Source organism: Ollibium composti, assembly GCF_004801285.1.
GTDB lineage: Bacteria > Pseudomonadota > Alphaproteobacteria > Rhizobiales > Rhizobiaceae > Mesorhizobium > Mesorhizobium composti.
The window spans coordinates 406,080-431,428 of sequence record NZ_SSNY01000003.1 but is presented as its reverse complement, the minus strand read 5'-3'; the positions used below and the strand labels follow the sequence as shown (position 1 = coordinate 431,428).

The following is a 25,349-nucleotide window of genomic DNA, read 5'->3' as shown; positions in this document are numbered from 1 at the left end:
GCCGTGTCTATCGTTTGTGGCCGGTATCGAGCCGGCGTTCCATGAACTGTGAATAGCGCGACATGCCGAAGCAGAAAATCCAGAAAATCGCCGCAGCGAACACATATCCGGTCTTTGCCGTCTGCGGCGTCGCCCAGGTCGGGTCGCCGGAGATGTTCTGCTTCACCACGCCGAGCAGGTCGAACATCGAGATGATGAGGACCAGCGTGGTGTCCTTGAACATGCCGATGAAGGTGTTGACGATGCCGGGAATGACCAGCTTCAACGCCTGCGGCATGATGATGAAGCCCATCTTCTGCCAATAACCGAGGCCGAGCGAATCAGCACCTTCGTACTGCCCCTTCGGGATCGCCTGAAGGCCGCCGCGAACCACCTCGGCCATGTAGGCGGCCGCGAAGAGCGCGACACCGATCAGGGCGCGCAGCAGCTTGTCAAAGGACATGCCGGGCGGCACGAACAACGGCAGCATGAAGGAGGCCATGAACAGCACCGTGACCAGCGGCACGCCGCGCACGGTCTCGATGAAGACCACCGACAGGAGCTTGACGATCGGCATCTTCGAGCGCCGGCCCATCGCCAGCAATATGCCGAGCGGCAGCGACACCACGATGCCGACATAGGACAGCACCAGCGTGACCATCAGGCCACCCCAGCGCGGCGTCTCCACATAGGACAGGCCGAAGAAGCCGCCGACCAGCAGGTAGAAGGCGATGAACGGGAAGACAACGAAGAACAGGATGGCGTTCAGCCCCTTGTAGGGTACGCGCGGAATCAGCAGTGGCGCCAGGAGGGCGATGAAGATGATGCCGGTCAGGATGACGCGCCAGCGCTCGTCCATCGGATAACGGCCGAACATGAACTGGCCGAACCGGCCGCTGACGAACGGCCAGCAGGCGCCTGTCCAGCCGACGGGAAGTTGCCCGCCCTGCTCCGTCGTCAGGCAGGCGGTGCGGTCGGCACCGGTCCACACCGCGTCGAAGAACACCCAGTTGAGGATCTGCGGCAGTGCCCAGGCGATCGCCAGCAGCGCCAGGACCGTCAGCACCGAATCGACCGGCGTGGCGAAAAGGTTTCTGCGCACCCAGGCGCCGAAGCCGACCTGCGAGCGCGGCGCAGCCTGCGCCAGCGCCATTTCGGTCCGCACCCAGGACATGTCATGTTCCTGCATGGCTCACCTCTCCTTCAGCGCCATCTTGGTGTTGAACCAGTTCATGAAGAGCGAGGTCAGGATACTGATACCAAGATAGACGACCATGAAGATCACCACCACCTCGATGGCCTGGCCGGTCTGGTTCAGGATCGTGCCGCCGATCGCGTAGAGGTCGGGATAACCGATCGCCACCGCGAGCGAGGAGTTCTTGGTCAGGTTGAGGTACTGGCTGGTCAGCGGCGGGATGATGATGCGCATCGCCTGCGGGATGACGACGAGACGCAAACCCTGACCGGAGCGCAGGCCGAGCGCGGAGAAAGCCTCCGTCTGCCCCTTCGGCACACCGACGATGCCGGCGCGCACGATCTCGGCGATGAAAGCGGCCGTGTAGAACGAAAGCGCCAGATAGAGCGACAGGAATTCCGGCTTGACGTTGACGCCGCCCGTCAGGTTGAACGTCCCCTTCTGCGGAAACTCGAAGGTGAGTGGAAAGCCGGCCAGCGCAAAGCCCAGCAACGGCATACCGACGATCAGCGCCACGCTGGTGAGGAAGACCGGGAACTGCTGGCCGGTCGCCATCTGCCGCGCCCTCGCACGACGCGCCACGTACCAGCTCAGCACGACGCCTGCCGCCAACCCGACGGCGACGAGCCACGCCCCGTCGCTCCAGACCATGCGCGGGAAATAGAAGCCGCGATTGTTGAGGAAGGAGCCGAACGGCAGGCCGATGCTGTCGCGCACGTTGGGCAGCAGGGCCAGAACGCCCTGATACCAGAACAGGATGACCAGCAGCGGCGGGATGTTGCGGAAGATTTCGATATAAACGGTCGCCAGCTTGCGGATCAGCCAGTTGTTGGAGAGCCGTCCGATGCCGACCAGAAAACCGATGATGGTCGCGGTAATGATGCCGGTGATCGCCACGATGGCCGTGTTGAGGATACCGACGACAAGGGCGCGCCCATAGGAGTTGTCAGAGCTGTAGTCGATGAGGGTGTTGGCGATGTCGAAGCCGGCCCGTCCCTTCAGGAAGCCGAAACCGGTCGCAATGTGGGAGCGGCGCAGGTTCTCGATCGTATTGTCGACGATCCACCATATGCCAAGCGCCAGGAGCGCAACCAGCACGACCTGGAAGACGATGCCGCGCACCCTGGGATCGTAGAGCAGCGATGCCCTTTGGGGCGTCGCTTCATGGATGACCTCTTGTGACACAGGAGTTCCCCTTCCCGTCAGTCTGGCCGTTTGTATTGTTTTTGCGTGCCAGGACCGAAACGGGCCGAGGCATGACGCCCCGGCCCGCTTCAACCGATCAGCGAATCGGCATGCCGTATTGCAGACCGCCCTTGGTCCACAGGGCGTTGATGCCGCGAGCGATCTTCAGCGGGCTGCCCGAACCCACGTTGCGCTCGAAGATCTCGCCGTAATTGCCGGTCGCCTTGACGATGTTGACCACCCAGTCGTTCGACACGCCGAGGTCGGTGCCGATCTTGGTTTCGGCCTCGGTGCCGAGCAGGCGCTTGATGTCGGGATTGTCCGAGTTTTTCATCTCGTCGACGTTGGCCTGCGTCACGCCGGCTTCTTCGGCATCGAGCAGCGCGTAGTAGGTCCACTTGACGATGTCGAACCACTTGTCGTCGCCCTGGCGCACGGACGGGCCGAGCGGCTCCTTGGAGATGATCTCCGGCAGGACGACGTGGTCGTTCGGCGAGGCCATCTGCAGGCGCACCGCATAAAGGCCCGACTGGTCGGTCGTGTACGCGTCGCAGCGGCCGGCGTCGTAGGCGGCGTTGGCCTCCTCGAACTTCTCGAAGACGACCGGATTGTATTCCATCTTGTTCGCCTTGAAGTAGTCGGCGAGGTTGAGTTCGGTCGTCGTACCGGACTGCACGCAGATGGCCGCGCCCGAAAGCTGGAGCGCGGAATTAACGCCGGGCAGCTTCTTGGAATTGATCATGAAGCCCTGGCCGTCATAGTAGGTGACGCCGGCGAAGTTGAGGCCGAGCGCGGTGTCGCGGTTGATCGTCCAGGTGGTGTTGCGCGACAGAATGTCGATTTCGCCCGATTGCAGCGCAGTGAAGCGGTCTTTGGCGCTGAGGCCGGTGAACTTCACTTTGGTGCCGTCGCCGAAGACGGCAGCCGCGACGGCGCGACAGAAATCGACGTCGATGCCCGTCCATTCGCCCTTGTCGTTAGGGGCCGAAAAGCCGGCCAGGCCCGTGTTGACGCCGCACTGGACGAAGCCCTTGGCCTTCACGTCGCTCAAAGTGTCGGCCGACGCGGCCGACGCCGCGAAGCCAAGCGCGGCAGCCCCCAAAATACCGATTGCAATGTGTTTCATAACCCACAGACCCTTTTTTCTGATGCTCAGGTGATGCCCTGATTATTGCCGTGCGAAACGCAGCTTCCCGTCCCGGCCCATTTCCGGAACGTGGCGCCGAAAACCGACATGCACGCTGCTCCCATTCACGAACCGCATCGAAGGCGATTATTCTCGTGAGGTCAAGAAAAATGACCGAGGCCCTGCCGGTTTGAAAAAGGAATGCTAAAAACAACAGGAATACAAGCGATTACACTATATTTTATGGCCTGGCCGATGCGTCTCTTCTACGCCCGCGGGGACGCTTGCAAATCCTTCTGCGACATCGCGTGTCGCCCCGACAGGCGCTTTGGCCCATCGGAACCACCGCGCTGACAGGACCGGCGCCGTTGCACGCGCCGCTTGTGCGCTTTATGCCTTCCGCTTTCGGAAAGACGAGCCACAGGACGGCGGGATAAATGGCCAGAAACGACGGAACATGGGGCATCAACACTAGGCTCGCTCATGACGGAAACGATCCGAGCGACTATTTCGGCTTCGTCAATCCGCCGGTGGTGCATGCCTCGACCGTGCTCTACCCGAACGCCGCGACCATGGCCGGGCGCTCGCAGAAATACACCTACGGCACGCGCGGCACGCCGACGACGGACGCGCTTGCGACGGCCATCGATTCGCTCGAAGGCTCCGCCGGCACGATTGTCGTGCCGTCGGGCCTCGCCGCCGTCACCGTTCCGCTGCTTGCCTTTGCGGCGGCCGGCGACCATGTGCTGATCGTCGATTCGGTATACCACCCCACCCGCCACTTCGCCGACACGATGTTGAAGCGACTGGGCGTCGAGGTCGAATATTACGATCCGCATGTCGGCGCCGGCATTTCGAAGCTCATCAAGGCGAACACCAGCATTGTGTTCACCGAATCGCCAGCCTCCAACACCTTCGAGGTGCAGGACATTCCCGCCATCGCCAAAGCCGCTAAGGCGGCCGGCGCGGTCGTCATGATGGACAACACTTGGGCGACGCCACTCTATTTGAAGCCGTTGGACTATGGCGTCGACGTCTCAATCCACGCCGCCACCAAGTATCCCGGCGGGCATTCCGACGTGCTGCTCGGCACTGTTTCGGCCAACGAAACCTGCTGGGAGCGGCTGCACGAGGGTTTCGTCACGCTCGGCTGCTGCGCCGGCCCGGACGACGTCTATCAGGTACTGCGTGGCCTTCGCACCATGGGCGTCAGGCTCGAACACCACCGCAAGAGCGCGCTGGAGATCGCGACCTGGCTGGAGGCACAACCCGGCGTGGCGCGTGTGCTGCACCCTGCGCTCCCCAGCCATCCCGACCACGCGCTGTGGCGCCGTGACTTCAGCGGCTCGAGCGGCGTCTTCTCGATCGTTCTCGCCGGCGGCGGGCAGAAGGGGCAGCACGCTTTCCTCGACGCGCTAACGATCTTCGGCCTCGGCTATTCGTGGGGCGGCTACGAGAGCCTTGCCGTGCCGGTCTTCCTCGGTGACCGGGTGGTGGCGAAGGCGCCCGAAGAAGGCCCCGTGATCCGTTTGCAGATCGGTCTCGAAGACGTCGCCGATCTGAAAGCCGACCTGCTTCGCGGGCTGGCGGCGGCTTCCGCCTGACGACAGAGACAGCCGGCCTTTTACGGCAAGGCCGGCTGACCGGTGTTCACCGCCAGCGTCTCAGTTTTTTCCGGAAGAAAATCTGCCAACGGACTGAAATTGCTGGCGATCCCGGCAGGATTCGAACCTGCGACCATCGGCTTAGAAGGCCGGTGCTCTATCCAGCTGAGCTACGGGACCAAATTATCCACGACGTCCAACGAAAGATACCCGCCACGCAAACATGCGGGCCGACAGCAGCCCTGTCGTAGCCGTCAATGCGTCCATGGCGTGCGGCGGTCATAGCGGAAATTGTCCGAATAGGAAATCTGCCGCCGCATGGCTTCCTTCGGCTCTTCCAGCCGATAGGCGATCTTCTCGCGCTCGGCATAGGCAACCGCCTCTTCCTTGGTCGGGAAGGACAGCCTGATCTGGCTCCTCATATCGCCGGAGGAGGTGTAGCCCATCAGCGGATCGATCTTGCGCGGCTGCGCGGGATCGAACTCCAGCACCCAGTAACCGGTCTTGGCCTTGCCCGACTGCATGGCGGTCTTGGCGGGGCTGAAAATGCGCGCTGACATTTGCACCTCATAGTGGCTGCGGCCGAACGGCCCTTGCTTGGCCTGTGCTTACTGTGCAACCGCGGCAAGGGCAAGGCTTCGTCCATTTTGCGCTTGCCTTGCCGCCAGCGAACCACTAGGCAACGTAGCGGTTCGGAGTGTAGCGCAGTCTGGTAGCGCATCTGGTTTGGGACCAGAGGGTCGGGAGTTCGAATCTCTCCACTCCGACCATTTTTCTCCAAAAAACGAAGAACGAGCGGCGTTCGCTCAGGACGGCAGGTTCAAATCCTGCCACTCCACGTGGCCGGGCCTCAAAGATCCAGTTCGCCCTGCCCTTCGTCCATGGCGCTGACCACCTCGGCGGCAAGCGCGCGGGTGATGCGCGTCTTCTGCTCCAGGGCTGCCCGGTCGAGGCGCTCCACGACGCGCATCGCCGTCGCCAGCGAGCGCTCGATACGGCGCACCAGATATTGCACGACATGCGGCTCGACCTCGACCTGACGGTCGGAAAACAGCTTCGTCAGCACTCCGGCAAGCAGGAGATCGTCCGGCTCGTGGATCTCGACCGTGGCCGCCGCCTTCAGGCGCGAAGCAAGATCGGGCAGCGTTACCCTCCAGGCTGATGGAAAGCTGCGGGCGGTGAGCAGCAGGTGAAATCCGGCGCCGCGCACGGCATTGATGAGATGGAACAGGCCCTGCTCGTCGATCGGCGCCGAATCGACATCGTCGATCAGCACCGGATGGCCGCCGGTGTCGGCCGCTGCTGTGCCGATAGCCGATGCTGGAATGGTGACTGCATCAGCCGCATCGCGCCAGATCGCCGCAAGATGCGTCTTGCCGGCGCCGGAAGGCCCGGCCAGCACCACGACGGGCGCAGGCCAGTCCGGCCAACGGTCCACCAGCGCCACCGCCTCAGCGTTGGCGCGTGAGACGACGAGATCGTCGCGCGAATAGGCGGTCCCGTGGCCAAGATCGAGGGGAAGCTGGCGCGGCTTTTGCACGGCCCGCATCACTTGGTTTTCCGCACCCTGTCGAGGCGGCGCGGCAGCGGCGGCGGTGGCTCCGGATTGTGACCCTTATAGAGGGGCGACTCCAGGTAACGGGCAATGGCGAAGCGCACCAGCACGGCGATCGCCGCAGCGGCCGGCACCGCCACCAGCAGGCCAACGAAACCGAACAGTGCGCCGAAGGCGAACAGCGCGAACATCAGCCAGACCGGATGCAGGCCGACGCTCTTTCCCACCAGCTTCGGCGACAGGATGTTGCCCTCGATGAACTGGCCGACGAAGAAGACGGCGGCGACCGCCACCACCATCTGCCAGTCCGGCCAGAATTGCACGAAGGCGACACCGACGGCGAGCACCAGCCCGGTCAGCGAACCGACATAGGGGATGAAGGAAATGAGGCCGGCGAACAGCCCGATCAGGATGGCGAAGTTCAGCCCTGTGAGCGTGAGCCCGATGGCGTACATGGCGCCGAGCACGAGGCACAGCGTGCCCTGCCCGCGCACGAAGCCGGCAGTGGCAGTGTTGATGTCGGTGGCGATCTGGCGCACCGTCTTGACGTGGTCGCGCGGCACCCAGCTGTCGACGACGGACACCATGCGATCCCAGTCGAGCAGCATGTAGAAGGCGACGACCGGCGTCACCACGAACAGGCTGACGACGGAAACCAGCGCCTTGCCGGAATTCCAGATCGATTCGAACACCGTCGTGAGCAGGCCGAAGCCGGACGTCAGCAACGAATTCAGGCCGTCGCGCAGGCTGGCCGGATCGACGCCGAACCTTTCCTTCAACCACTGCGGGTCGAAGCTGGTGATGAGGTTCTGCAGCCGCGTCAGGTAATCCGGCAGCTTGCCGGCGAAATCCGCCATCTGCGAGGCCAGCACCGGGATCAGGATGACGAAGGCGAGCACCAGCACGATGATGAAGGCGAACAGGATGACGACCGTCGCCATGACGCGCGACAGGCCGAGCCGTTCCAGCCGGTCGGCAACCGGATCGAGGAAATAGGCCAGAACCATGCCGGCGACGAACGGCAGCAGGATGTCGCTGAAAACGTAAAGGAAGAGCGCCAGCACGACCACGCTGGCCAGCCAGAAGCGGAACTGCCGCCGGAAGGCGGCGGAGACCGCCGCTTCGGCCGCTGCCTGCTCAGTTGCTCGGGTGGGTGCCTTCGCCATAACCGCTCATATGTCTCAGCCAGGCGACGAGATAGGCTGCCGCCGAAGCCACGGTCAAGAGGCCCGACAGCAGGACCAACCCGCGCCTGAGCAATCCGAGGTCGAGGCCGAAGGTAAGTTCGGCCAGCACTTCGGCCGCCACCACGATCTGCACGGCGGTGTTGGCCTTCGACACCATCAGCGGCTTCATCTCCACCGGGTGGCCCATGACGGTGGACAGGAGCACAGCGCAGATAATCAGCGCATCGCGCGAGACGACCGCCACCACCAGCCATAGCGGCAACTGCCCGCCGATGCCGAGCACGACGAAGACGCTGACCAGCAGGACCTTGTCGGCCATCGGGTCGAGATAGGCGCCGAGCCGCGAACGCTGATTGAACTGGCGGGCGATGAAACCGTCGACGCCGTCCGAGACGCCCGCCACGACGAAACCGAAGAAAGCCCATTCCCAGCGCGATTGCAGCATGGCCAGCACCACGGCCGGCACCAGCAGGAAGCGCAGGATGGTAATCAGGTTGGGGATAGTCACCAAGGAGCGGCCACCCGGGGTCAGGACCTTTCGCTATAGATGGGCGAAGTCGGCGGCGAGCGCAATGGCCTGCCGCGCATCCTCGCTATCCACGGTTTTGGCAACGGCAGGCCCCACGCTTCTTGCGGCCCCTGCCGGTTCATGCGAAGACCCCGCTTCCAGAAAGACCCGCTTCCAGGTAGGGAACCGCGATGGCCAAAAACGGGCTTACCTATGCCGCGGCGGGCGTCGACATCGACGCCGGCAACCTCATGGTGGAAAAGATCAAGCCGCTGGTGCGCGCCACGCGGCGGCCGGGCGCGGACGGCGAGATCGGCGGTTTCGGCGGCCTGTTCGACCTGAAGGCGGCCGGTTTCAGCGACCCGGTGCTGGTCGCCGCCAACGATGGCGTCGGCACCAAGCTCAGGGTCGCCATCGAGGCCGGCAAGCACGACACCATCGGCATCGACCTCGTCGCCATGTGCGTCAACGACCTCGTCGTGCAGGGGGCAGAGCCGCTGTTCTTCCTCGATTATTTCGCCACCGGCAAGCTCGATCCCGAGCAGGGCGTGGCAATCGTCTCCGGCATTGCCGACGGCTGCCGCCAGGCCGGCTGCGCGCTGATCGGCGGCGAAACGGCCGAGATGCCGGGCATGTACCAGGAGAAGGACTACGACCTCGCCGGCTTCGCGGTGGGCGCGGCAGAGCGCGGTCAACTCTTGCCGACCGACGACATCGCCGAGGGCGACGTGCTGCTCGGCCTTGCCTCGTCGGGCGTCCATTCCAACGGGTTCTCGCTGGTGCGCCGCATCGTCGAGACGAGCGGGCTGGCATGGGACGCCAGAGCGCCGTTCGGCAGCGGCGAAACGCTGGCCGAAGCGCTGCTGGAGCCGACCCGCATCTATGTGAAATCCATCCTCAAGGCGATCCGCAACACGCACGGCATCAAGGCGCTCGCCCATATCACCGGCGGCGGCTTTCCCGACAACATCCCGCGCGTGTTGCCGAAGGATTTCTCGGCCGAACTCGATCTCGACGCCATCGACGTCCCGCCGGTCTTCTCCTGGCTGGCGAAGACCGGTGGTGTCGCGGCAGAGGAAATGATGCGCACCTTCAACTGCGGTATCGGCATGGTGATCGCGGTGGCCTCGGGACAGGCGGCGCAGGTCGCCGCCGTCTTGCAGGAAGCCGGCGAGACCGTGGCGCCGATCGGCCGCATCGTGCCTCGCCGCGACGCCGGCGTCATCTATCGCGGCAGGATCGACCTATGAACCGCAAACGCACCGCCATCCTGATTTCCGGACGCGGCTCCAACATGACGGCGCTGATCGCGGCCGCCGCCGATCCCGCCTATCCGGCCGAGATCGTCGGCGTCATTTCAGACAAGGCTGACGCGGCCGGCCTCGGCATCGCCGCGGCGCGCGGCGTGCCGGTACAGGTTGTGGCGCGCGGCGACTTCGCCAGCAAGGAGGCCCATGACGCGGCCATCGACAAGGCGCTGACGAAGCTCGGCGCTGAGATCGTGGCGCTGGCCGGCTATATGCGACTCCTGACGACGCCGTTCGTCGAGAAGTGGCAGGGCCGCATGATCAATATCCACCCTGCCCTGCTGCCCTTGTTCAAGGGGCTGGACTCACACAAGCGCGCTCTAGAGGCGGGCATGCGCGTGCATGGCTGCACGGTCCATTTCGTCACGCCGGAGATGGACGACGGCCCGATCATCGCGCAGGCGGCCGTGCCCGTCATGCTGGGCGACGACGAGGCCGCGCTTTCGGCACGGGTCCTGAAGGCCGAACACCGGCTCTACCCGATGGCGTTGCGGCTGGTGGCCGAAGGCAAGGCCCGCATGGAGAACGGCCGCGTGACACTCTCAGGCTTCGTCGACAACGGCGACAATGCCGCGGCCGCCATCGCAGCGCCGAGCCCGCTGCGCGACGAGGTGGACCTGGAGCAACTGGCGCGCATCACGCCGTAGCGGCTTCCAAACCGGCCTCGACCGCTTTCCGCACCCACACCTTGCTGTCATGCACGGCCGCCCCGCTGTAGGGCGCCGGCGCGTCGGCGCCGGTCAGCACGTTGATGCCCTCGCCGCGCTCATGCGCGCTGTTCGGCCAGATACCTTCGGCGATGACAACGCCACGCTTCAAGCCGGTGAAAAGTTTTGCGTGCAGCACCACCTCGCCTCGTCCATTGCCGATCTCGACCCGATCGTCTTCGGCGATGCCGAGCACCGCGGCGTCCTCGGGATGGATGAGCAGGGAGGGCCGCACTTCCTTCTCCTTCGACACCGGCGTCTCGGCGAAGCTGGAATTGAGGAAATTGCGCGCCGGCGAGGTCGCCAGCCGAAACGGATGTTTCTCGTCCGCGACCTCGATCAAATCGACATGGTCCGGAAACTGAGGCAGCCGGTCATAAGGCCCGAACGCCTTGCCCATCACCTTCGGCGGCCGGTTCGGCGCGAAGCCGCCAACCCATTCCGGCTTGAAGCGGTATTTGCCGTCGGGATGGCCGAAGCCGTTGAGGAAATGCGCCTCCTCGAAGGGCGGCTGCAAATCCACCCAGCGCTGCGCCTTGAGCGTTTCGAAGCTCAGGCCGCGCTTGGCCAACATGATGTCGATGTGCTGACGCTCCGTCAGGCCGAAGCCCGGCATATGCGCGACGCCCAACCGCTTGCCCAGTTCCTCGATGACGAAATGGTTCGGCATCGGTCCCGGCGGCGGTTCGATCACCTTCGGCCCCAGCGTGATGTGCTGATTGCCGCCGCCCTTGTAGATGTCGTCGTGCTCCAAAAACATCGTGGCCGGCAGCACGACGTCGGCGAGCTTGGCCGTATCGGTCATGAACTGCTCGTGCACGCAGGTGAACAGGTCGTCGCGCAAAAACCCCTGCTTCACCAACCGCTGCTCAGGCGCCACATTGGCCGGATTGGTGTTCTGGATCAGCAGCGCCGTCACCGGCGGGCCGCCGAACAGCGCGTCCTCATAATTCATCAGCACCGGGCCGATGCGCGAATGATCGAGATAGCGGATCGAGGGATCGCGCAGGCTCTGGCCTTCCAGCATGCCCGTATCGAGCTTGAGGATGCCGGAATTGGAGTTGAAGGCACCGCCGCCCTCATATTGCCAGCAGCCGGTGACGGCGGCGATGGACAGCGCGGCATGCATGTTCACCGGACCGTTGCGCTGGCGCGAAAAACCGTAGCCGAGGCGGAAGAAGGTTTTCTTCGTCGTGCCGACGAGATTGGCGAACGCCTCGATCTCGCCGACCGACAAGCCGGTGATCGCGGACGCCCATTCCGGCGTCTTGTCCTTCAGATGCGCTTCCAGCCCTTTCGGGTCGTCGGTGTATTTTTCCAGATAGGGCCGGTCGGCGAGGCCGTCGCGGAACAGGATGTGCATGACCGCGCAGGCGAGCGCACCGTCGGTGCCGGGTTTCAGAACAAGGCCCATGTCGGCCTGCTTGACTGTGGCATTCTCGTAGATGTCGATGGCGACGATCTTGGCGCCGCGTTCCTTGCGGGCGCGGATGGCGTGGGTCATCACGTTGACCTGCGTGACGACCGCATTGGTGCCCCAGATCACCACGCAATCCGACTTCGCCATCTCGCGCGGGTCCGAGCCGCGCAGCGAACCGGTGCCCATGACATAGCCGGTCCACGCCAGATTGGTGCAGATCGAACCGAAGAAGCCGGAATACTTCTTCGCATGCCGCAGTCGCTCGATGCCGTCGCGCTGCACCAGCCCCATCGTGCCGGCGTAGAAATAGGGCCACACCGTCTCCGAGCCGTACTTTGCTTCCGCCGCGTCGAACTTTTCCGCAACGAGGTCGAGCGCAGCTTCCCAGCTTGCTTCTTTCCAAGAACCCTCGCCCTTGGCGCCGGAACGGATCAACGGCTTCAGCAGGCGGTCGGGATGATGCACGCGGTCGGCATAGCGCGCGACCTTGGCGCAGACGACGCCGGCCGTATAGGAGTTGTCGCGCGCGCCGTGGATACGGCCGATGCGGTCGGGTGCGAGGACTTCGACGTCGAGCGCGCAGGTGGAGGGGCAATCGTGCGGGCAGGCCGAATGGCCGACGCTGACACCGGCTTTCGTGACGGGAGCATGCTGGTTCATGGAAGAACCTATAGTCCGGTTTCGGCCAGTGGTGTAGGGCCAGCGACCGGCGACATCATTGTCAAAGCACGCGCCCCTTCGCCGCCCATGCCCTTATGGACAAGAGGATTTCGCCATCGGGACCGGTCGGCAGTCGCCGCCGCACCTCCTGTCGCAGGCGGTCGCGCGCCGGCTCGTCAAGCGACATGCAATATTTCGGCGCCGATCCCGTGCCGCCCAGAAACGGCGCCCAGTAGTCGTCGAAGCTGTCGAACGCCGCCGGAATGTCGATCGCACGGACCTCGACATCATGCAAACCGGAACGCGTCAGGATTTCCATAAGCGGCTGCGGCCGGCAGATCGGCGCCTTTGTCCCATCGTCGTAGTCGGCCGCCGCCGGGTCGAGGACGGTCGCGACATCGAAGAACCTGCGCATCACCTGCATGTGTCCGGCATAGTCCCAGACATACAAGGCGACGGTGCCGCCCGGCCGGACGATACGCGCCATCTCCCGGATCGCCGCATCCTTCTCGGCAACGAAGTTGAGCACCAGTCCCGACACCGCCACGTCAAATCCGCCATCGGGCTCCGCTATTGCCTGGGCGTTGCCCTGCCTGAAGGACACGCGCGGATCGGCAACGTTCGCCGCAGCCGATTGCAAAAACACACCCGAACTGTCGATACTAACAACTTCGGAAGGTTGGCAGGCATCGAGAATGGCCGATGTCACAACGCCCGTACCGCAACCGATGTCGGCCCATCGTGCGCCGGGCGCGACCTCGAGCCATCGTATGAAGATGGGAGCGATCCCCCGGCTCCACCGGCCCATGTACCGCTCATAGGCGTCGCCCGCGCCCCACAGATTCGGATCATGCGTAGGCATGGAGGCCACCCGTGGCTGTCGCCCATCCCGCACCGGTGCGGGTAACGTATCACGACTCGCCACGGGCGGCGAGTTGGATTGCCTGGCGGCATGGGCCGGCGATGAGGTCCGGCTCCGACAGATTACTCCGCAATCCCCTCCTCGTATTCCGCGCTCATCTCCAGCCATTTCTCCTCATGACGGGAGAGCTGGCCGGAAAGGTCGGAGCGTTCCTTGGCGAGCCGTGTGGCGCCGACCGGGTCCTTTTCATAGAGCGCCGGGTCGGCGAGTTGATCCTCGATGGTGTCAATGCGCTTGCGCAGGCGCTCCATCAGCCCCTCGGTGGTGCGGATTTCCTTGGCCAGCGGCTCAAGTGCCGCGCGGCGGGCCGCCGCCTCGCGGCGCCGGTCGGCTTTCGATGCCTTCTCCGCCTCGCGCTTTTCGCGGCTGTTAACCGAGACGCCCGTGACCAGCGTCTTGTAGTCGTCGAGGTCGCCGTCATAGGGCGCGACGGTACCGTCCTTGACCAGCCACAGTCGGTCGGCGGTCGCCTCCAGAAGGTGCCGGTCGTGCGAGATCAGGATGACGGCGCCGGGAAAATCGTTCAGCGCGTGCACCAGCGCCTCGCGGCTGTCGATGTCGAGGTGGTTGGTCGGCTCGTCGAGGATGAACAGATTCGGTCCCTCGAAGGCCGCCAGTCCCATCAGCAACCGCGCCTTCTCGCCGCCGGACAGGTCCTTTGCGGCCGTGTTCATCTTCTCGGTCGCCAAGCCGAAATTGGCGACGCGGGCGCGCACCTTCGATTCAGGCGCTTCCGGCATCAGCCGGCGCACGTGCTCGTAGGCGTTCTCCTCAGGGCGCAGATCGTCCAGCTGGTGCTGGGCGAAGATCGCCACCTTGAGGCCCGGCGCCACGGTGATCGAGCCCGTCTCGCCCTTCAGGCGGCCGGCGAGCAGCTTGGCGAAGGTCGACTTGCCGTTGCCGTTGGCGCCGAGCAGCGCGATGCGGTCGTCGTTGTCGATGCGCAGGGTGAGTTTCTTCAGGACCGGCTTGCCCGGCGCATAACCGACATCGACGCCCGACAGCGCGACGATCGGCGAGGCGACCGTCTTGACCGGCTCGGGGAAGGAGAACGGCCGCACGGTGTCATCCACGAGAGCGGCGATCGGCTTCATCTTCTCCAGTGCCTTGATGCGCGACTGCGCCTGCCTCGCCTTGGACGCCTTGGCACGGAAGCGGTCCACGAAGGATTGCAGGTGTTTTCTGGCCGCCTCCTGCTTCACGCGGCTCTTTTCCTGCAACTCGCGCTGTTCGGTCCACTGACGCTCGAACTGGTCGTAGCCGCCACGCCAGAAGGTCAGCCGCTTCTGGTCGAGATGGACGATGGAATTGACGGCGCGGTTCAAGAGGTCGCGGTCGTGCGAGATCAGGAGCACGGTATGCGGATATTTCGCGACATAGTTCTCCAGCCACAACGTGCCTTCGAGGTCGAGATAGTTGGTCGGCTCGTCGAGCAGCAGGAGATCCGGCTGCGAGAACAGCACGGCCGCGAGCGCCACGCGCATGCGCCAGCCGCCGGAAAAGGACGAGGCCGGGCGCCGCTGCGCGTCGTCGTCGAAGCCCAAACCGGCCAGGATGGTGGCGGCGCGCGATTCGGCCGAATGGGCGTCGATATCGGCGAGGCGGATATGGATGTCCGCGATGCGGTGCGGATCGGTGGCGGTCTTTTCCTCTTCCAGCAGCGCCGCGCGTTCCTTGTCGGCTTTCAGCACGATCTCGATCAGCGGCTCCTCGGTGCCGGGCGCTTCCTGCGCCACCTGGCCGATGCGCGTGTTCTTCGGCAGGTCGATTGAGCCCGTCTCGGTCGGCATATCGCCGGTGATGGCGCGAAACAGCGTCGTCTTGCCGGTGCCGTTGCGGCCGACAAGCCCGGCCTTGGTGCCCGCCGGCAGCGTCAGCGAGGCATGGTCGAGAAGCAGGCGCCCGGCGATGCGGAGCGAAAGGTCGTTTATGGTCAGCATGGCGCGCGGGGTTTTGCATGCCCCCGCCAACTTCGCAAGGGCGACCGGCGTCTCAGGCGAAGGCCCTGCCCTCTTCCGTGCGCTGGAAGTAGACGAGATCGAGCGTCACGGACGGACGACCGAGGATCGTCAGGATCGTATGCGCCTGGCCACGGTGGTGCGTCTGATGGTTGAACAGGTGAGACAGCGCCGGCGCCAGCCGCTGCGAGACGGTGCGCATGTCGGTCACGGTCATGTAGGTGAAGCGCCCCGCCAGCGCCTTTTCGCTCAAGCCGCCGACCCATTCGACTATGCGCCTGTCCTCCACCTCGCGCGCCATACGCAGGGCGCCGAGCGCGCGATGGACGATCGTGTCGAGCGTGGCCGGCGCATCGCCTTCGCCGGTGAAGCGCTTCATCCAGATCCGATCCGCCACCAGGAGATGGTTCAGGGTGCCCATCAGCGAACCGAAGAAGGCGCCGACCGGCCGGCCGAACTCCTCGTCGGTGAGGTCGAGCGCGGCATCGTAGATGCGCTCGTTGGCCCATTGATTGTAGGCCGCGAACATCATGAAATGCTGCTTCATCGAATTCCCCGTGCGCCGTTTGCGCGCATACCTAACCCTTGAGGCCGTTGCCGCCAATGACCATTCTTCTCTACGATCTCGTCCCGACCGATACCCAGCGCCCGTTCAGCCCGCATTGCTGGAAGGCAAAGATGGCGCTCGCCCACAAGGGCCTCGACTACCGCGCCGTGCCGACGCGCTTCACCGATGTGCCGAAGGTGGAAGGCGGCGTCTCGAAGACCGTGCCGGTGATCCGCGACGGCGAGCGGGTGGTGGCCGATTCCTTCGCCATCGCGCTTTACCTGGAAGATGCCTATCCCGAGCGCCCGACCCTGTTCGGCGGCGACGGCGGCAAGGCTATGGCGCGCTTCATCGAGCGCTGGTCGCAGACGCAACTGCATCCCTTCCTCGGTTCGGCCGCGCTCATGGAGATCTACCGGCTGCAGGACGAGGAGAACGGCGTCTATTTCCGTGAAAGCCGCGAAGAGCGCTACGGCAAGACGCTGGAGGCGGTCGGAGCCGAGCGCGACACCCATCTCGCCGCTTTCCGCAAGAAGCTGGTGCCGTTGCGCAGCATGCTGGAATATCAGCCTTTCATCGGCGGTGAGAGGCCGCTTTTTGCCGACTACATCGTCTTCGGCGCGCTGCAATGGGTGCGGGTGACATCCACCTACGAATTCCTACAGTCCGGCGATCCGATCCTGCCGTGGTTCGAGCGCTGCCTGGACCTGCACGGCGGAGTTGGCCGCGCCACGCCGGCCGCGGCCTGAGTACGGTCCGGATCATGCGACCTGCCGGGGATCAATCTTCCCGGCCGTAGCGCAACAGCCTCGTGCCCTGCGGAAGCTCCTCCCAGCCGAGCGGCTTCAGGTTCAGTTGCGTGCCCAGCTCGAAGAACGGCGTGCCGCCGCCCACGACGACAGGTCGGAAGAAGAGCTGGTACTCGTCGATCAAGCCGAGTTTCGAAAGACTGCCGGCCAAGGCAGCACCGGAAACGGCAATCTCGCCCTGCGTGTCGGCCTTGAGCTTGCGGACCGCCGCCTCGACATCGTCACGCACAAGGCAGGCATTCGGCCCCACCTCCGTCAGCGTGGTCGAGACGACGACCTTCGGCACGGCGCGCCAGGCGCGTGCAAAGTCGACCAACACCTCCGAGACATCCGGTTGGCTGTCCAAGTCCTGCCAGACCTTCATGGTCTCATACATGCGGCGACCGTAGAGAGAAACGGCAGTCCGCTTCACCAGATTGTTGAAATACCAGTGCAACTCCGGCTCCGGTTCCGGCAGATCAGTGATGCCGTTCGGACCGGCTATGTAGCCGTCAAGCGACAACATCATGCCGAAGACGATCCTGCCCATCGGCTTTCTCCGTAAACCAATTGCAACTTGCAATCAGTTTAGTGCAAAGCCATTCGAACGCAAGTGGCCCACACAGTGGCTTGACGCGGGTCGATGAAAGCCGTCTCCCCTTGGCAATATGCGGGGCGGCTTGTATAGAGCCGCCACTCCAATCAACCCAATCCGTCCAATCCAATCTGCAAGGACTTCCCATGGCGATCGAACGCACCTTCTCGATGATCAAGCCCGACGCGACCAAGCGCAACCTGACCGGCGCCATCACCCGGATGCTGGAAGAGGCCGGCCTGCGCGTCGTCGCTTCCAAGCGCGTATGGATGAGCCGTCGCGAGGCGGAAGGCTTCTACGCCGTCCACAAGGGCCGCCCCTTCTTCGAGGAACTGGTGGAGTTCATGTCGTCGGCCCCGACCGTGGTGCAGGTGCTGGAAGGCGAGAACGCCATCGCGAAGAACCGCGAAGTGATGGGCGCAACCAACCCGGCCAACGCGGCCGAAGGCACCATCCGCAAGGTGCATGCACTGTCCATCGGCGAGAACTCGGTGCACGGGTCGGATGCTCCCGAGACGGCGGCGCAGGAAATCCGCTTCTGGTTCTCCGACACCGAGATCGTCGGCTGATCCGACAGGATCGGACCACAAACAAAGCCGGGCGCCCTGCCCGGCTTTTTTGTTGGGGAACGGTCAGGCCGTGGCGGCAAACCTCAGCAGCACGCGGCCGTCCTGCGCCGTCAGAATCAGCGCGCCGTTCTCGACCTTGAAGCCGGCGACATTCTCGAAAGCGGCGAAAAACGCCTGCTCCTGCTTCATCAGCGCCTCTTCGCAAGCCATCATCGTCGCGCCCGGCTTGGCGATGGTCATCTCCTTGCCCTTGATCTCGGCGCTGGCGAAGTAGCCGTTGCACGGCGCCCGGCCGGTGATCTTGCCGTTCTCCTCGACCCGGAAGGTGGCCTTCGATCCCTCGATGGCGCCAAGGCCGTCGATGAAGGTCAAAGCCCAGGTCTGGTCGAAGATCGAGGCCGCATCGGCGCTGTCTGCCTGCTGCTTGACCATCTTGACCAGGATCGTCTGCGGTCCGTCCGCGGCCAGCGGATCGACCTGGTGCCTTTCGTCGTTGATGAACATCAGCTTGTCGTCGACGTCGATGCGCGCCTGCAGGGCGCAGGTGTTCTTCTCAAGGATCGCCGAGGTATCGAACTTCAGTTCGAAGGGGATCGGAACCTGACCGGTCGACGTGATCTTCTGCTCAGCGACGATCGCCGCCGGCGCGTCGGCCAGCGAGACGTCGGTGAGTTGCACCGTCACCCTGGCACCGGGCGGCAAGGCTATGCGCTCGCGGTAGACGACCTCGCCTTTCAGCACCTGTTCGGCGGCCACCGAAGCAACCGGCGTCGCCAGCATGCCGACAGCCAGCGGCACGAGGCCGAAGACGAAGAACTCGGCGATCCGATCCAGCATGGGGCAGTCTCCTTTGTCGCCGCCAGCATGATCGGACGATTGCGGGTAAACCGTGACCGGAAAAGGAAATTTGAGTGGTGGCGCCACTACCGGCGCCAGCGTGCCGCGGCCTCGTCGTCGGCTTCCTTGGCGTCGACCCAGTCGCCTGCCGTGCCGTCGGCGCCATGTTCCTTCTTCCAGAAGGGCGCGCGCGATTTCAGGTAATCCATCAGGAAGCTGGCCGCCTCGAAAGCCGCCTGCCGATGCGTCGAGGCCGTGACCACGAGCACGATATTGTCGCCCGGTTTCATGCGACCGTAGCGATGGATGACGGTCACGCCCTGCAACGGCCAGCGCCCTACCGCTTCCATGGCAATGCGGCCGATCTCGGCCTCCGCCATGCCCGGATAATGTTCCAGCTCCAGCGCAGAAAGCTGTCCGCCTTCGTCGCGACAGAGGCCGCAGAAGGTGACGACGGCGCCGATGTCGGTGCGCCCCTGGGTCATGGCCGCCACCTCGGCCGCCGCGTCGAAATCGCCGGCCTGGATGCGGATCGTGGGGCGGACCGCGCCGGACATCGCCTCAGCCGCCCGTCATTGGCGGGAACAGGGCGATCTCGCGTGCGCCGGCGATTGTCTCGCCGTGTTCGACATGCTCCTGGTCTATCGCCACGCGGATGATCTTCTGGTGCTGGAGCGCGTGCTCGTATTCCTCGCCGCGCGTGCGCAGCCACGAAAGCAGGTCGGCGACCGTCTTTACGCTCGCCGGAAGATCGACGTCCTCCTGCGGCTTGCCGATTCGTTCGCGCACCCAGGCGAAATAGACGAGTTTCATGGCCCTACTCGTCGACGATATGCTTCAGCCCGGCGCGGAAATAGTCGTAGCCGGTGTAGAGCGTCACCACCGCCGCCACCCACAGCAGCACTAGGCCGACTTGCGTGGTGTAGGGGAAAATCTTGTCACCGGCGGGGCCGACCAACAGGAAGGCAATGGCAACCATCTGGATGGTCGTCTTCCATTTGGCGAGCTTGGTGACGGGAACCGAGACCTTGAGCGCCGCCAGATATTCGCGCAGGCCGGAAACCAGGATTTCCCGGCACAGGATGATGATGGCCGCCCACAGCGACCAGCCGGCAATGCCGGCGTGACGGTCCGTGTCGGCGGCCAGCAACAACAGGCACGTCGACACGAGCAGCTTGTCGGCGATCGGATCGAGCATCCGGCCGATATTGGACGTCTGCTGCCAGGCGCGCGCCAGATAGCCGTCGAAATAGTCTGTCACCGAGGCTGCGATGAAAATGACGAGTGCCGACCAACGGGCGAAATCGCTCGATTTCAGGTGACCTTCGAGGAAAAAGCACAACACCACCAGCGGCACCGCGATGATGCGGGCGTAGGTGAGGATGTTGGGCAGGTTGAATGCGCGCTTGGCCATCGTCAAAACTCATTCGTCGCTACGTACTCAAACCAGAAGCGCCTATCGGGGGTCAACTGGCGAATTCAGCTGGCGAGCGCAAATGCCGCGCCAAGCGGCGAATTCTCGTCATCACCCCTCGTGGAAATGATTGTAGACGGTGCGCGCCACGGACTCCGAAATGCCCTCCACCGTCATCAGGTCTTCCATCGCCGCGCGGCTGACCGCCTTGGCGGTGCCGAAATGCAGGAGAAGCGCGCGCTTGCGACCAGGCCCGATGCCGGCGATCTCGTCGAGCGGGTTCCTGACCATCTCCTTCTTGCGCCGCGCCCGGTGCGAGCCGATGGCGAAGCGGTGCGCCTCGTCGCGCAGCCGCTGGATGAAATAGAGCACCGGGTCGCGCACCGGCAGCGTAAAGGACGGCTTGCCCTGCACGAAAAAGCGTTCGCGGCCGGCCTCGCGGTCCTGCCCCTTGGCGACGCCGATGGCGGCGACCCGATCCTCGATGCCGAGGTCGGCCAGGATCGCGCGCACCGCCGTCATCTGCCCCTGCCCGCCGTCGATCAGGATCACGTCGGGCCATGCCGGGAAGCCGTTACCGGCCATGTCGTCCTCGGCCGTATCCTCCGCCGAAGCCTCGCCGCCCGGCATCTGGTCGCCATGTTCCTTGATGAGGCGCGAGAAACGCCGCTGCATGACCTCGCGCATCATGCCGAAGTCGTCGCCAGGGGTGATGTCGGTCGAGCGGATGTTGAACTTGCGGTACTGGTTCTTCACGAAGCCCTCGGCGCCGGCGACGATCATCGCGCCCACCGCATTGGTGCCCATGATGTGGGAGTTGTCGTAGACCTCGATGCGCTCCGGCTGCTTCTCCAGCCCGAACGTGTCGGCCAGACCGGAGAGCAGGCGCGCCTGCGTCGAGGTTTCGGCCAGCCGGCGGCCGAGCGCCTCGCGGGCGTTCTGCAACGCGTGATCGGTCAGGTCCTTCTTGTCGCCGCGTTGCGGCACGGTCACGCTTACCTTGCGGCCGGCGCGCGCCGACAGCGCCTCGGCGAGCAATTCCTGCTCGTCCACGGCATGCGAAAGCAGGATGGCGCGCGGCGTCGGCTTGTCATCGTAGAACTGGGCGAGGAAGGAGCCGAGGACGGCGGAGGCCTCCAGTGCCGGATCGGCTTTCGGAAAATAGGCGCGGTTGCCCCAGTTCTGGCCGGTGCGGAAGAAGAACACCTGGATGCAGACCTGGCCGCCCTCCTGATGGATGGCGAAGACATCGGCCTCTTCCACCGCCTGCGTGTTGATGCCCTGATGGCTCTGTACGTGCGAAAGCGCCGCCAAACGATCGCGGAAAACGGCGGCACGCTCGAAGTCGAGACCCTCGGCCGCCTGCTGCATGGCGGCCGACATCTCCGTCTTCACCTTCTGGCTGCGGCCGGAGAGGAATTCCTTGGCCTCCTCCACCAGTCCGGCATAGGCGGCGTGCGAGATCTCACCGGTGCAGGGAGCGGCGCAGCGCTTGATCTGGAACAGCAGGCAGGGCCGCGTGCGGTTCTCGAAGAATGAATCAGTGCAGCTTCTGAGCAGGAAGGCGCGCTGCAACGAATTGATAGTGCGGCCGACCGCCTGCGCGGAGGCGAACGGGCCGAAATAGTCGCCCTTGCGCGAGCGCGCGCCGCGATGCTTGTAGATGCCGGGCGACGCATGGTCGGCGGTCAACAGGATATAGGGAAACGACTTGTCATCGCGCAAAAGCACGTTAAAGCGCGGGCGCAGGCGCTTGATAAGATTGGCTTCAAGAAGTAGCGCCTCGATCTCGGTGCGGGTGACGACGAACTCCATCGTCGCCGTCTCGCGCACCATGCGGCCGATGCGGTTGGTGTGGAATCGCCCCTGCGCATACTGGGTCACGCGCTTCTTCAGGCTGCGCGCCTTGCCGACATAGAGCACGTCGCCGGCGGCGTTCATCATGCGGTAGACGCCGGGCGCGTTGGGCAAACGCTTGACAAGCGCCTGGATGACCTCGGCACCGACCTTGCCGTCAACCGCATCGTCGGCACGAGCCGACCAGTCGAGCGCCGTAAAGGCGACGTCCGGTCCGGACGGCACGGCAATCTCCTCGCCGGCGTCGTCGTCACCTTCGAAGTCGGTATCCGGCAAGTCCTCGGACGCCGTCAGGCCCCGCGTTCCGCGTCTCGAACCGTTTGCATTCATTCCATCATGCCTGTCACATCCGGCGTCTGCCACGCAAGATGCTGGCCGCCGTCAAGAGCGATCATCTGCCCGGTCACCGAACGCGCTTCCCACAGATAGCGGATCGTCGCGCCGAATTCCGCGAGTTCGGGGCCGTGCTTCAGGATCAGCCCGTCCACCTGAGCGGCGAAATCGGCGTTTTCCTGGCGCGTGTTCTTCAGAGTCGGCCCCGGCCCGATGGCGTTGACGCGTATGCGCGGCGCCAGCGCCTGCGCCATGGTCTGCGTCGCCGTCCAAAGTGCTGCCTTCGACAGCGTGTAGGAAAAATAGCGCGGGGTCAGTCGCCAGACGCGCTGGTCGACGATATTGACGATCAATCCTTCGCGATCGGCAGGCAAAGCCTCGGCGAAACGACGCGCCAGAAGCGCCGGCGCCTTCACATGCAGGGCAAAGTGCCGGTCCCAGCTGCTCCAGTCGAAATCCTGCACCCTGTCGTCGGTGAACACCGAGGCGTTGTTGACCAGCAACGTCACCGGTCCCAGTGCCGCCTCAGCCGCCGCGACCAACCCGTCCGTCGCGGCCATGTCGGTCAGGTCGGCGACAAGTGCCGCGGCCCTGCCGCCGGCGCGGTTGATCGAATCGGCCAATTGCTCGGCCTCGACCGCCGAAGCATTTGAATGGATGGCGACGGCGAAACCATGCGCGGCAAGGTCCTCGACGATCGCCCGGCCGATGCGCCTGGCACCGCCCGTCACCAGCGCCGTGGCGGTCGCGTCGTTCATCGGTCAAGCTCCTTTCTGCACACCGCGCACAGGAAATATGACGTGCCGGCGCAAACTTCCGTTATTTCTTGGGGCAAGAATGTGGCGAAACTGCCTTTCAGGCCTGCCGAACCCGGGCATCGGTGGCGGCCCTGGAAGCTATATAGGCGCCGCAACCCCTTGCACCAAGCGGGCTCCAGTCCACTGGCCGACAGTCTCCTGACATGGCTGTTGCGGAATCGCAACGTCAAGCTTCAGCCTCATTCGTGCCGGGGAATGACCCAAGTTCAGGTTCGCTTCAGCCGCATTTCCTGCCCACATTCCGGAACCGATGAACGCCGCGACCGTTTCTCCCCCCGGACGGTTTCGGGGGCGTTCATGACAACAAAGCCCTGTGTGCGGCTAAGGAGTATGACAATGCAAGCCAACCTCAAATTCGCGCGGCCGTTCGCTGCGGCACTGGGTCTGACGGCTCTCGTGGGCGTGATCCCCGCCTATGCCGCCGATGCCATTGCGACGGAAGAACCGCCGGCGCCCGCCCCGATCGCAGAACTCCCCGTGGCGTCGTGGGCTGGTCCCTATGCCGGTCTTCAGATCGGTTACGATTTCTCGGGCAAGACCAAGCTTCCCGACATCGGCACCAGCGTCAAGACCGACGGCTTCGTGGGCGGCGCTTTCGCCGGCTACAACTGGCAGATGGACAACTTCGTCTACGGTATCGAAGGTGACCTCGGCTACAACGGCAAGGACGGCAGGTCCGACGACCTCTACAAGTCGGAATCCGGGTTCGAGGGCTCGATCCGCGCCCGTCTCGGCTACGCCGTCAGCCCCGACATCCTGCTCTATGGCACGGCCGGTGGCGCAGGCGAGAACCTGAAGGTAACCGACGAAGTGCTCGGCACCAGCTCCAGCAAGGGCATGTTCGGCTGGACCGCCGGTGCCGGCGCGGACATCAAGTTCACCGACAATGTGTTCGGCCGTGTCGAGTACCGCTACACGGACTTCGGTTCGGCGACCTTCGACAATGTCGGCAAGGTCAAGGACACCGACAACCGGATCATGTTCGGCGTCGGTATGAAGTTCTGAGTACGTAAAAGTATGCGAGTGGAAAAGCCGGGCCTTGTGCCCGGCTTTTTCTTTGCATGACGCCGATTTCACTTCAGGCGGGAATGCAGGCTTTCAGCTCGGGGAACTTCTCGTCGAAGCGGGCGGCCCAGCGCACCAACCGGCTCCGGCCCTTTTCCCATTTCCCCGCAAAGCGGAGAGCGAGATAGCCGAGTGCTGCGCGCAGCGCCATATGGCCGGCGGTGATCTTCTTCGGCAGCTTGGGCGGATTGGCGTTGAGCATGTCGAGCGCGCGGCCGATCTTGCTCCATTGCTTGTCCAGCCACGGCTGCGAAACCATTTCCTCGGGCCGGTAGCGACGTTCGTAGACCATGGCGAGCGCGCTGTCGCAAATGCCGTCGGCAAGCGCCTCCAGCACTTCGGCTTCCGTGCGCTTGGCCGGGTTGCGCGGGAACAGCGCGTTCTTCGACAAGCGGTTAAGGTACTGGGTGATGGCGCAGCTGTCGAAGACCGCCTGGCCGTCATCGAGCAGCAAGACCGGGATCTTGCCGAGCGGGTTGGCGGACAACAGCGCCGGCGGCTCGTCGTCGGTCTTGGTCGGCACCGCCTCGATGGCGACACCGGCATAGACGGCCGCCATGCGGACCTTGGCGCTGTAGGGCGAAGCGGAAGCGTAGAAAAGCTGCATCGGGATCTCCGGGATTCTGCGGGCGCGCATTCATCGACCGCCTTGCCGGAACCGACAAAGGCCAGCACAGCGAAAATGCCCCGCCAGACGAATTGCCCGGAGCCAGCCGTCCGCGCTAGAGGTCAGGATCCCGAGTCAGCGCAGGACGCGGCAATGGCCGTTGTAGACCATCCAGCGGTCGAAGCCCGACATGCAGAACTCGACGTTGTCGCCCATGCCTGCGTAGCCCTGGCCTTCCTCGACCAGATACCAGACGGCGCGCTCACGCCCGTCCGACAGGGCGACCTTCGCGCCGCAATAGCGCCGCGCGATCGGCCGCTTCTCGCCCAGCGCCGGCAGATAGCGGTGCTGGTGGATACGGCGGAAATCGACGATCTCGACATCCGGCAGGTGCGGCACATGCTGAACCTGGTAGCGGAAGCGACTGGTGATGCGGTTGAGAACCCACGGTTCGGAGCACACGCCGGTGTCGCCTTCATCGACATAGGCGGGAAGGTCGGCCGCATGGATGGGCGGCGCGATGGAGAGCGGTGCGACGGCGCCGATCAGCGCGGCGAGAAGGGTGCGGGCGAAGCGAGTCATGACAGCCTCTTGCGATATTCGCGC

Annotated in this window: 26 protein-coding genes and 2 tRNA genes; 7 read left to right on the top strand and 21 right to left on the bottom strand. The window is 64.4% G+C overall.

The window, feature by feature from the left end; genetic code table 11:
• Positions 1-7: 7 nt before the first annotated feature.
• From E6C48_RS07785 to E6C48_RS07775, 3 genes are all read right to left on the bottom strand, one after another.
• The gene (locus E6C48_RS07785) at positions 8-1,168 is read right to left on the bottom strand and encodes an amino acid ABC transporter permease (protein ID WP_136355750.1); all 1,161 of its coding nucleotides are present in this window, start codon (positions 1,166-1,168) and stop codon (positions 8-10) included.
• A 3-nt stretch (positions 1,169-1,171) separates the two neighbouring features.
• The gene (locus E6C48_RS07780; protein WP_136355748.1) at positions 1,172-2,359 is read right to left on the bottom strand and encodes an amino acid ABC transporter permease; all 1,188 of its coding nucleotides are present in this window, start codon (positions 2,357-2,359) and stop codon (positions 1,172-1,174) included.
• Positions 2,360-2,456: 97 nt separating this feature from the next.
• Positions 2,457-3,485 (bottom strand): amino acid ABC transporter substrate-binding protein, encoded by a 1,029-nt coding sequence (locus E6C48_RS07775; RefSeq protein WP_136355746.1) that lies wholly within the window; start codon positions 3,483-3,485, stop codon positions 2,457-2,459.
• Positions 3,486-3,922: 437 nt separating this feature from the next.
• Here E6C48_RS07775 and E6C48_RS07770 point away from each other — a divergent pair, with 437 nt between their 5' ends.
• Positions 3,923-5,089, top strand: coding sequence for a cystathionine beta-lyase (locus E6C48_RS07770; RefSeq protein ID WP_136355744.1), 1,167 nt, complete (start codon positions 3,923-3,925; stop codon positions 5,087-5,089).
• A 103-nt stretch (positions 5,090-5,192) separates the two neighbouring features.
• On the opposite strand, the gene E6C48_RS07765 is transcribed toward E6C48_RS07770, so the two are convergent.
• A tRNA-Arg gene (locus E6C48_RS07765) sits at positions 5,193-5,269 on the bottom strand.
• A 74-nt stretch (positions 5,270-5,343) separates the two neighbouring features.
• On the bottom strand, positions 5,344-5,649 hold the full coding sequence (locus E6C48_RS07760) for an ETC complex I subunit (protein WP_136355742.1): 306 nt from the start codon (positions 5,647-5,649) through the stop codon (positions 5,344-5,346).
• 133 nt (positions 5,650-5,782) lie between these two features.
• Between E6C48_RS07760 and E6C48_RS07755 the strand changes: the two genes are divergently transcribed.
• Positions 5,783-5,859 (top strand) — tRNA-Pro (locus E6C48_RS07755).
• Positions 5,860-5,939: 80 nt separating this feature from the next.
• Here the strand turns inward: E6C48_RS07755 and hdaA are convergent.
• From hdaA to E6C48_RS07740, 3 genes are read right to left on the bottom strand one after another with little or no spacing between them, the layout of a single operon-like run.
• Positions 5,940-6,638: a DnaA regulatory inactivator HdaA gene (hdaA, locus tag E6C48_RS07750; RefSeq protein WP_136355739.1), complete on the bottom strand. Its 699-nt coding sequence runs from the start codon at positions 6,636-6,638 to the stop codon at positions 5,940-5,942.
• Entirely contained in the window at positions 6,638-7,810 is a 1,173-nt protein-coding gene (locus tag E6C48_RS07745) for an AI-2E family transporter (RefSeq protein ID WP_136355737.1), read from the bottom strand. Before E6C48_RS07745 ends, hdaA begins: the two co-directional genes overlap by 1 nt.
• Positions 7,782-8,339 (bottom strand): CDP-alcohol phosphatidyltransferase family protein, encoded by a 558-nt coding sequence (locus E6C48_RS07740; RefSeq protein WP_136355735.1) that lies wholly within the window; start codon positions 8,337-8,339, stop codon positions 7,782-7,784. Before E6C48_RS07740 ends, E6C48_RS07745 begins: the two co-directional genes overlap by 29 nt.
• Positions 8,340-8,530: 191 nt before the next feature.
• Here E6C48_RS07740 and purM point away from each other — a divergent pair, with 191 nt between their 5' ends.
• Together purM and purN are read left to right on the top strand one after the other, a co-directional pair.
• The gene (gene purM / locus E6C48_RS07735; protein ID WP_136355733.1) at positions 8,531-9,589 is read left to right on the top strand and encodes a phosphoribosylformylglycinamidine cyclo-ligase; all 1,059 of its coding nucleotides are present in this window, start codon (positions 8,531-8,533) and stop codon (positions 9,587-9,589) included.
• Positions 9,586-10,293 (top strand): phosphoribosylglycinamide formyltransferase, encoded by a 708-nt coding sequence (purN, locus tag E6C48_RS07730; protein WP_136355731.1) that lies wholly within the window; start codon positions 9,586-9,588, stop codon positions 10,291-10,293. Before purM ends, purN begins: the two co-directional genes overlap by 4 nt.
• On the opposite strand, the gene E6C48_RS07725 is transcribed toward purN, so the two are convergent.
• From E6C48_RS07725 to E6C48_RS07710, 4 genes are all read right to left on the bottom strand, one after another.
• A complete protein-coding gene (locus E6C48_RS07725; RefSeq protein WP_136355729.1) occupies positions 10,283-12,433 on the bottom strand; it encodes a molybdopterin-containing oxidoreductase family protein in 2,151 nt (716 codons plus the stop codon). The two genes, purN and E6C48_RS07725, sit on opposite strands and share 11 nt — an antisense overlap.
• 61 nt (positions 12,434-12,494) lie before the next feature.
• Positions 12,495-13,358 carry a class I SAM-dependent methyltransferase gene (locus tag E6C48_RS07720; protein WP_230978691.1) on the bottom strand — a complete coding sequence of 288 codons (864 nt, stop codon included), beginning with the start codon at positions 13,356-13,358 and terminating at the stop codon, positions 12,495-12,497.
• A 59-nt stretch (positions 13,359-13,417) separates the two neighbouring features.
• Positions 13,418-15,295, bottom strand: coding sequence for an ABC-F family ATP-binding cassette domain-containing protein (locus E6C48_RS07715; protein ID WP_136355727.1), 1,878 nt, complete (start codon positions 15,293-15,295; stop codon positions 13,418-13,420).
• 52 nt (positions 15,296-15,347) lie between these two features.
• On the bottom strand, positions 15,348-15,860 hold the full coding sequence (locus E6C48_RS07710) for a DinB family protein (RefSeq protein WP_136355725.1): 513 nt from the start codon (positions 15,858-15,860) through the stop codon (positions 15,348-15,350).
• 56 nt (positions 15,861-15,916) lie between these two features.
• Here E6C48_RS07710 and E6C48_RS07705 point away from each other — a divergent pair, with 56 nt between their 5' ends.
• The gene (locus E6C48_RS07705) at positions 15,917-16,609 is read left to right on the top strand and encodes a glutathione S-transferase family protein (RefSeq protein WP_136355723.1); all 693 of its coding nucleotides are present in this window, start codon (positions 15,917-15,919) and stop codon (positions 16,607-16,609) included.
• A 31-nt stretch (positions 16,610-16,640) separates the two neighbouring features.
• On the opposite strand, the gene E6C48_RS07700 is transcribed toward E6C48_RS07705, so the two are convergent.
• Positions 16,641-17,198: a dihydrofolate reductase family protein gene (locus E6C48_RS07700; RefSeq protein ID WP_136355721.1), complete on the bottom strand. Its 558-nt coding sequence runs from the start codon at positions 17,196-17,198 to the stop codon at positions 16,641-16,643.
• A gap of 191 nt (positions 17,199-17,389) precedes the next feature.
• Between E6C48_RS07700 and ndk the strand changes: the two genes are divergently transcribed.
• Positions 17,390-17,812: a nucleoside-diphosphate kinase gene (gene ndk, locus E6C48_RS07695; protein WP_136355719.1), complete on the top strand. Its 423-nt coding sequence runs from the start codon at positions 17,390-17,392 to the stop codon at positions 17,810-17,812.
• Positions 17,813-17,875: 63 nt separating this feature from the next.
• Here the strand turns inward: ndk and E6C48_RS07690 are convergent, their stop codons facing one another.
• The 6 genes from E6C48_RS07690 to E6C48_RS07665 form a co-directional block, all read right to left on the bottom strand.
• Positions 17,876-18,649, bottom strand: a complete 774-nt coding sequence (locus E6C48_RS07690) for a YbaY family lipoprotein (protein ID WP_136355717.1) — start codon at positions 18,647-18,649, stop codon at positions 17,876-17,878.
• 86 nt (positions 18,650-18,735) lie between these two features.
• Positions 18,736-19,206 carry a molybdenum cofactor biosynthesis protein MoaE gene (locus E6C48_RS07685; protein ID WP_136355715.1) on the bottom strand — a complete coding sequence of 157 codons (471 nt, stop codon included), beginning with the start codon at positions 19,204-19,206 and terminating at the stop codon, positions 18,736-18,738.
• Positions 19,207-19,210: 4 nt separating this feature from the next.
• Complete coding sequence (moaD, locus tag E6C48_RS07680; protein ID WP_136355713.1) at positions 19,211-19,462, bottom strand: molybdopterin converting factor subunit 1; 252 nt, start codon at positions 19,460-19,462, stop codon at positions 19,211-19,213.
• Positions 19,463-19,466: 4 nt separating this feature from the next.
• Positions 19,467-20,063, bottom strand: a complete 597-nt coding sequence (pgsA, locus tag E6C48_RS07675) for a CDP-diacylglycerol--glycerol-3-phosphate 3-phosphatidyltransferase (protein WP_136355710.1) — start codon at positions 20,061-20,063, stop codon at positions 19,467-19,469.
• A gap of 111 nt (positions 20,064-20,174) precedes the next feature.
• The gene (uvrC, locus tag E6C48_RS07670) at positions 20,175-22,250 is read right to left on the bottom strand and encodes an excinuclease ABC subunit UvrC (RefSeq protein ID WP_136355708.1); all 2,076 of its coding nucleotides are present in this window, start codon (positions 22,248-22,250) and stop codon (positions 20,175-20,177) included.
• Complete coding sequence (locus tag E6C48_RS07665) at positions 22,247-23,011, bottom strand: SDR family oxidoreductase (protein ID WP_136355706.1); 765 nt, start codon at positions 23,009-23,011, stop codon at positions 22,247-22,249. Before E6C48_RS07665 ends, uvrC begins: the two co-directional genes overlap by 4 nt.
• Before the next feature lie 396 nt (positions 23,012-23,407).
• On the opposite strand from E6C48_RS07665, the gene E6C48_RS07660 reads away from it, so the two are divergent.
• Positions 23,408-24,076: an outer membrane protein gene (locus E6C48_RS07660; RefSeq protein ID WP_136355704.1), complete on the top strand. Its 669-nt coding sequence runs from the start codon at positions 23,408-23,410 to the stop codon at positions 24,074-24,076.
• A gap of 73 nt (positions 24,077-24,149) precedes the next feature.
• On the opposite strand, the gene E6C48_RS07655 is transcribed toward E6C48_RS07660, so the two are convergent.
• Both E6C48_RS07655 and E6C48_RS07650 read right to left on the bottom strand, forming a co-directional pair.
• Positions 24,150-24,743: a glutathione S-transferase family protein gene (locus tag E6C48_RS07655; protein WP_407940961.1), complete on the bottom strand. Its 594-nt coding sequence runs from the start codon at positions 24,741-24,743 to the stop codon at positions 24,150-24,152.
• A gap of 135 nt (positions 24,744-24,878) precedes the next feature.
• Positions 24,879-25,325: a hypothetical protein gene (locus E6C48_RS07650; RefSeq protein WP_136355702.1), complete on the bottom strand. Its 447-nt coding sequence runs from the start codon at positions 25,323-25,325 to the stop codon at positions 24,879-24,881.
• Between the last annotated feature and the right edge of the window lie 24 nt (positions 25,326-25,349).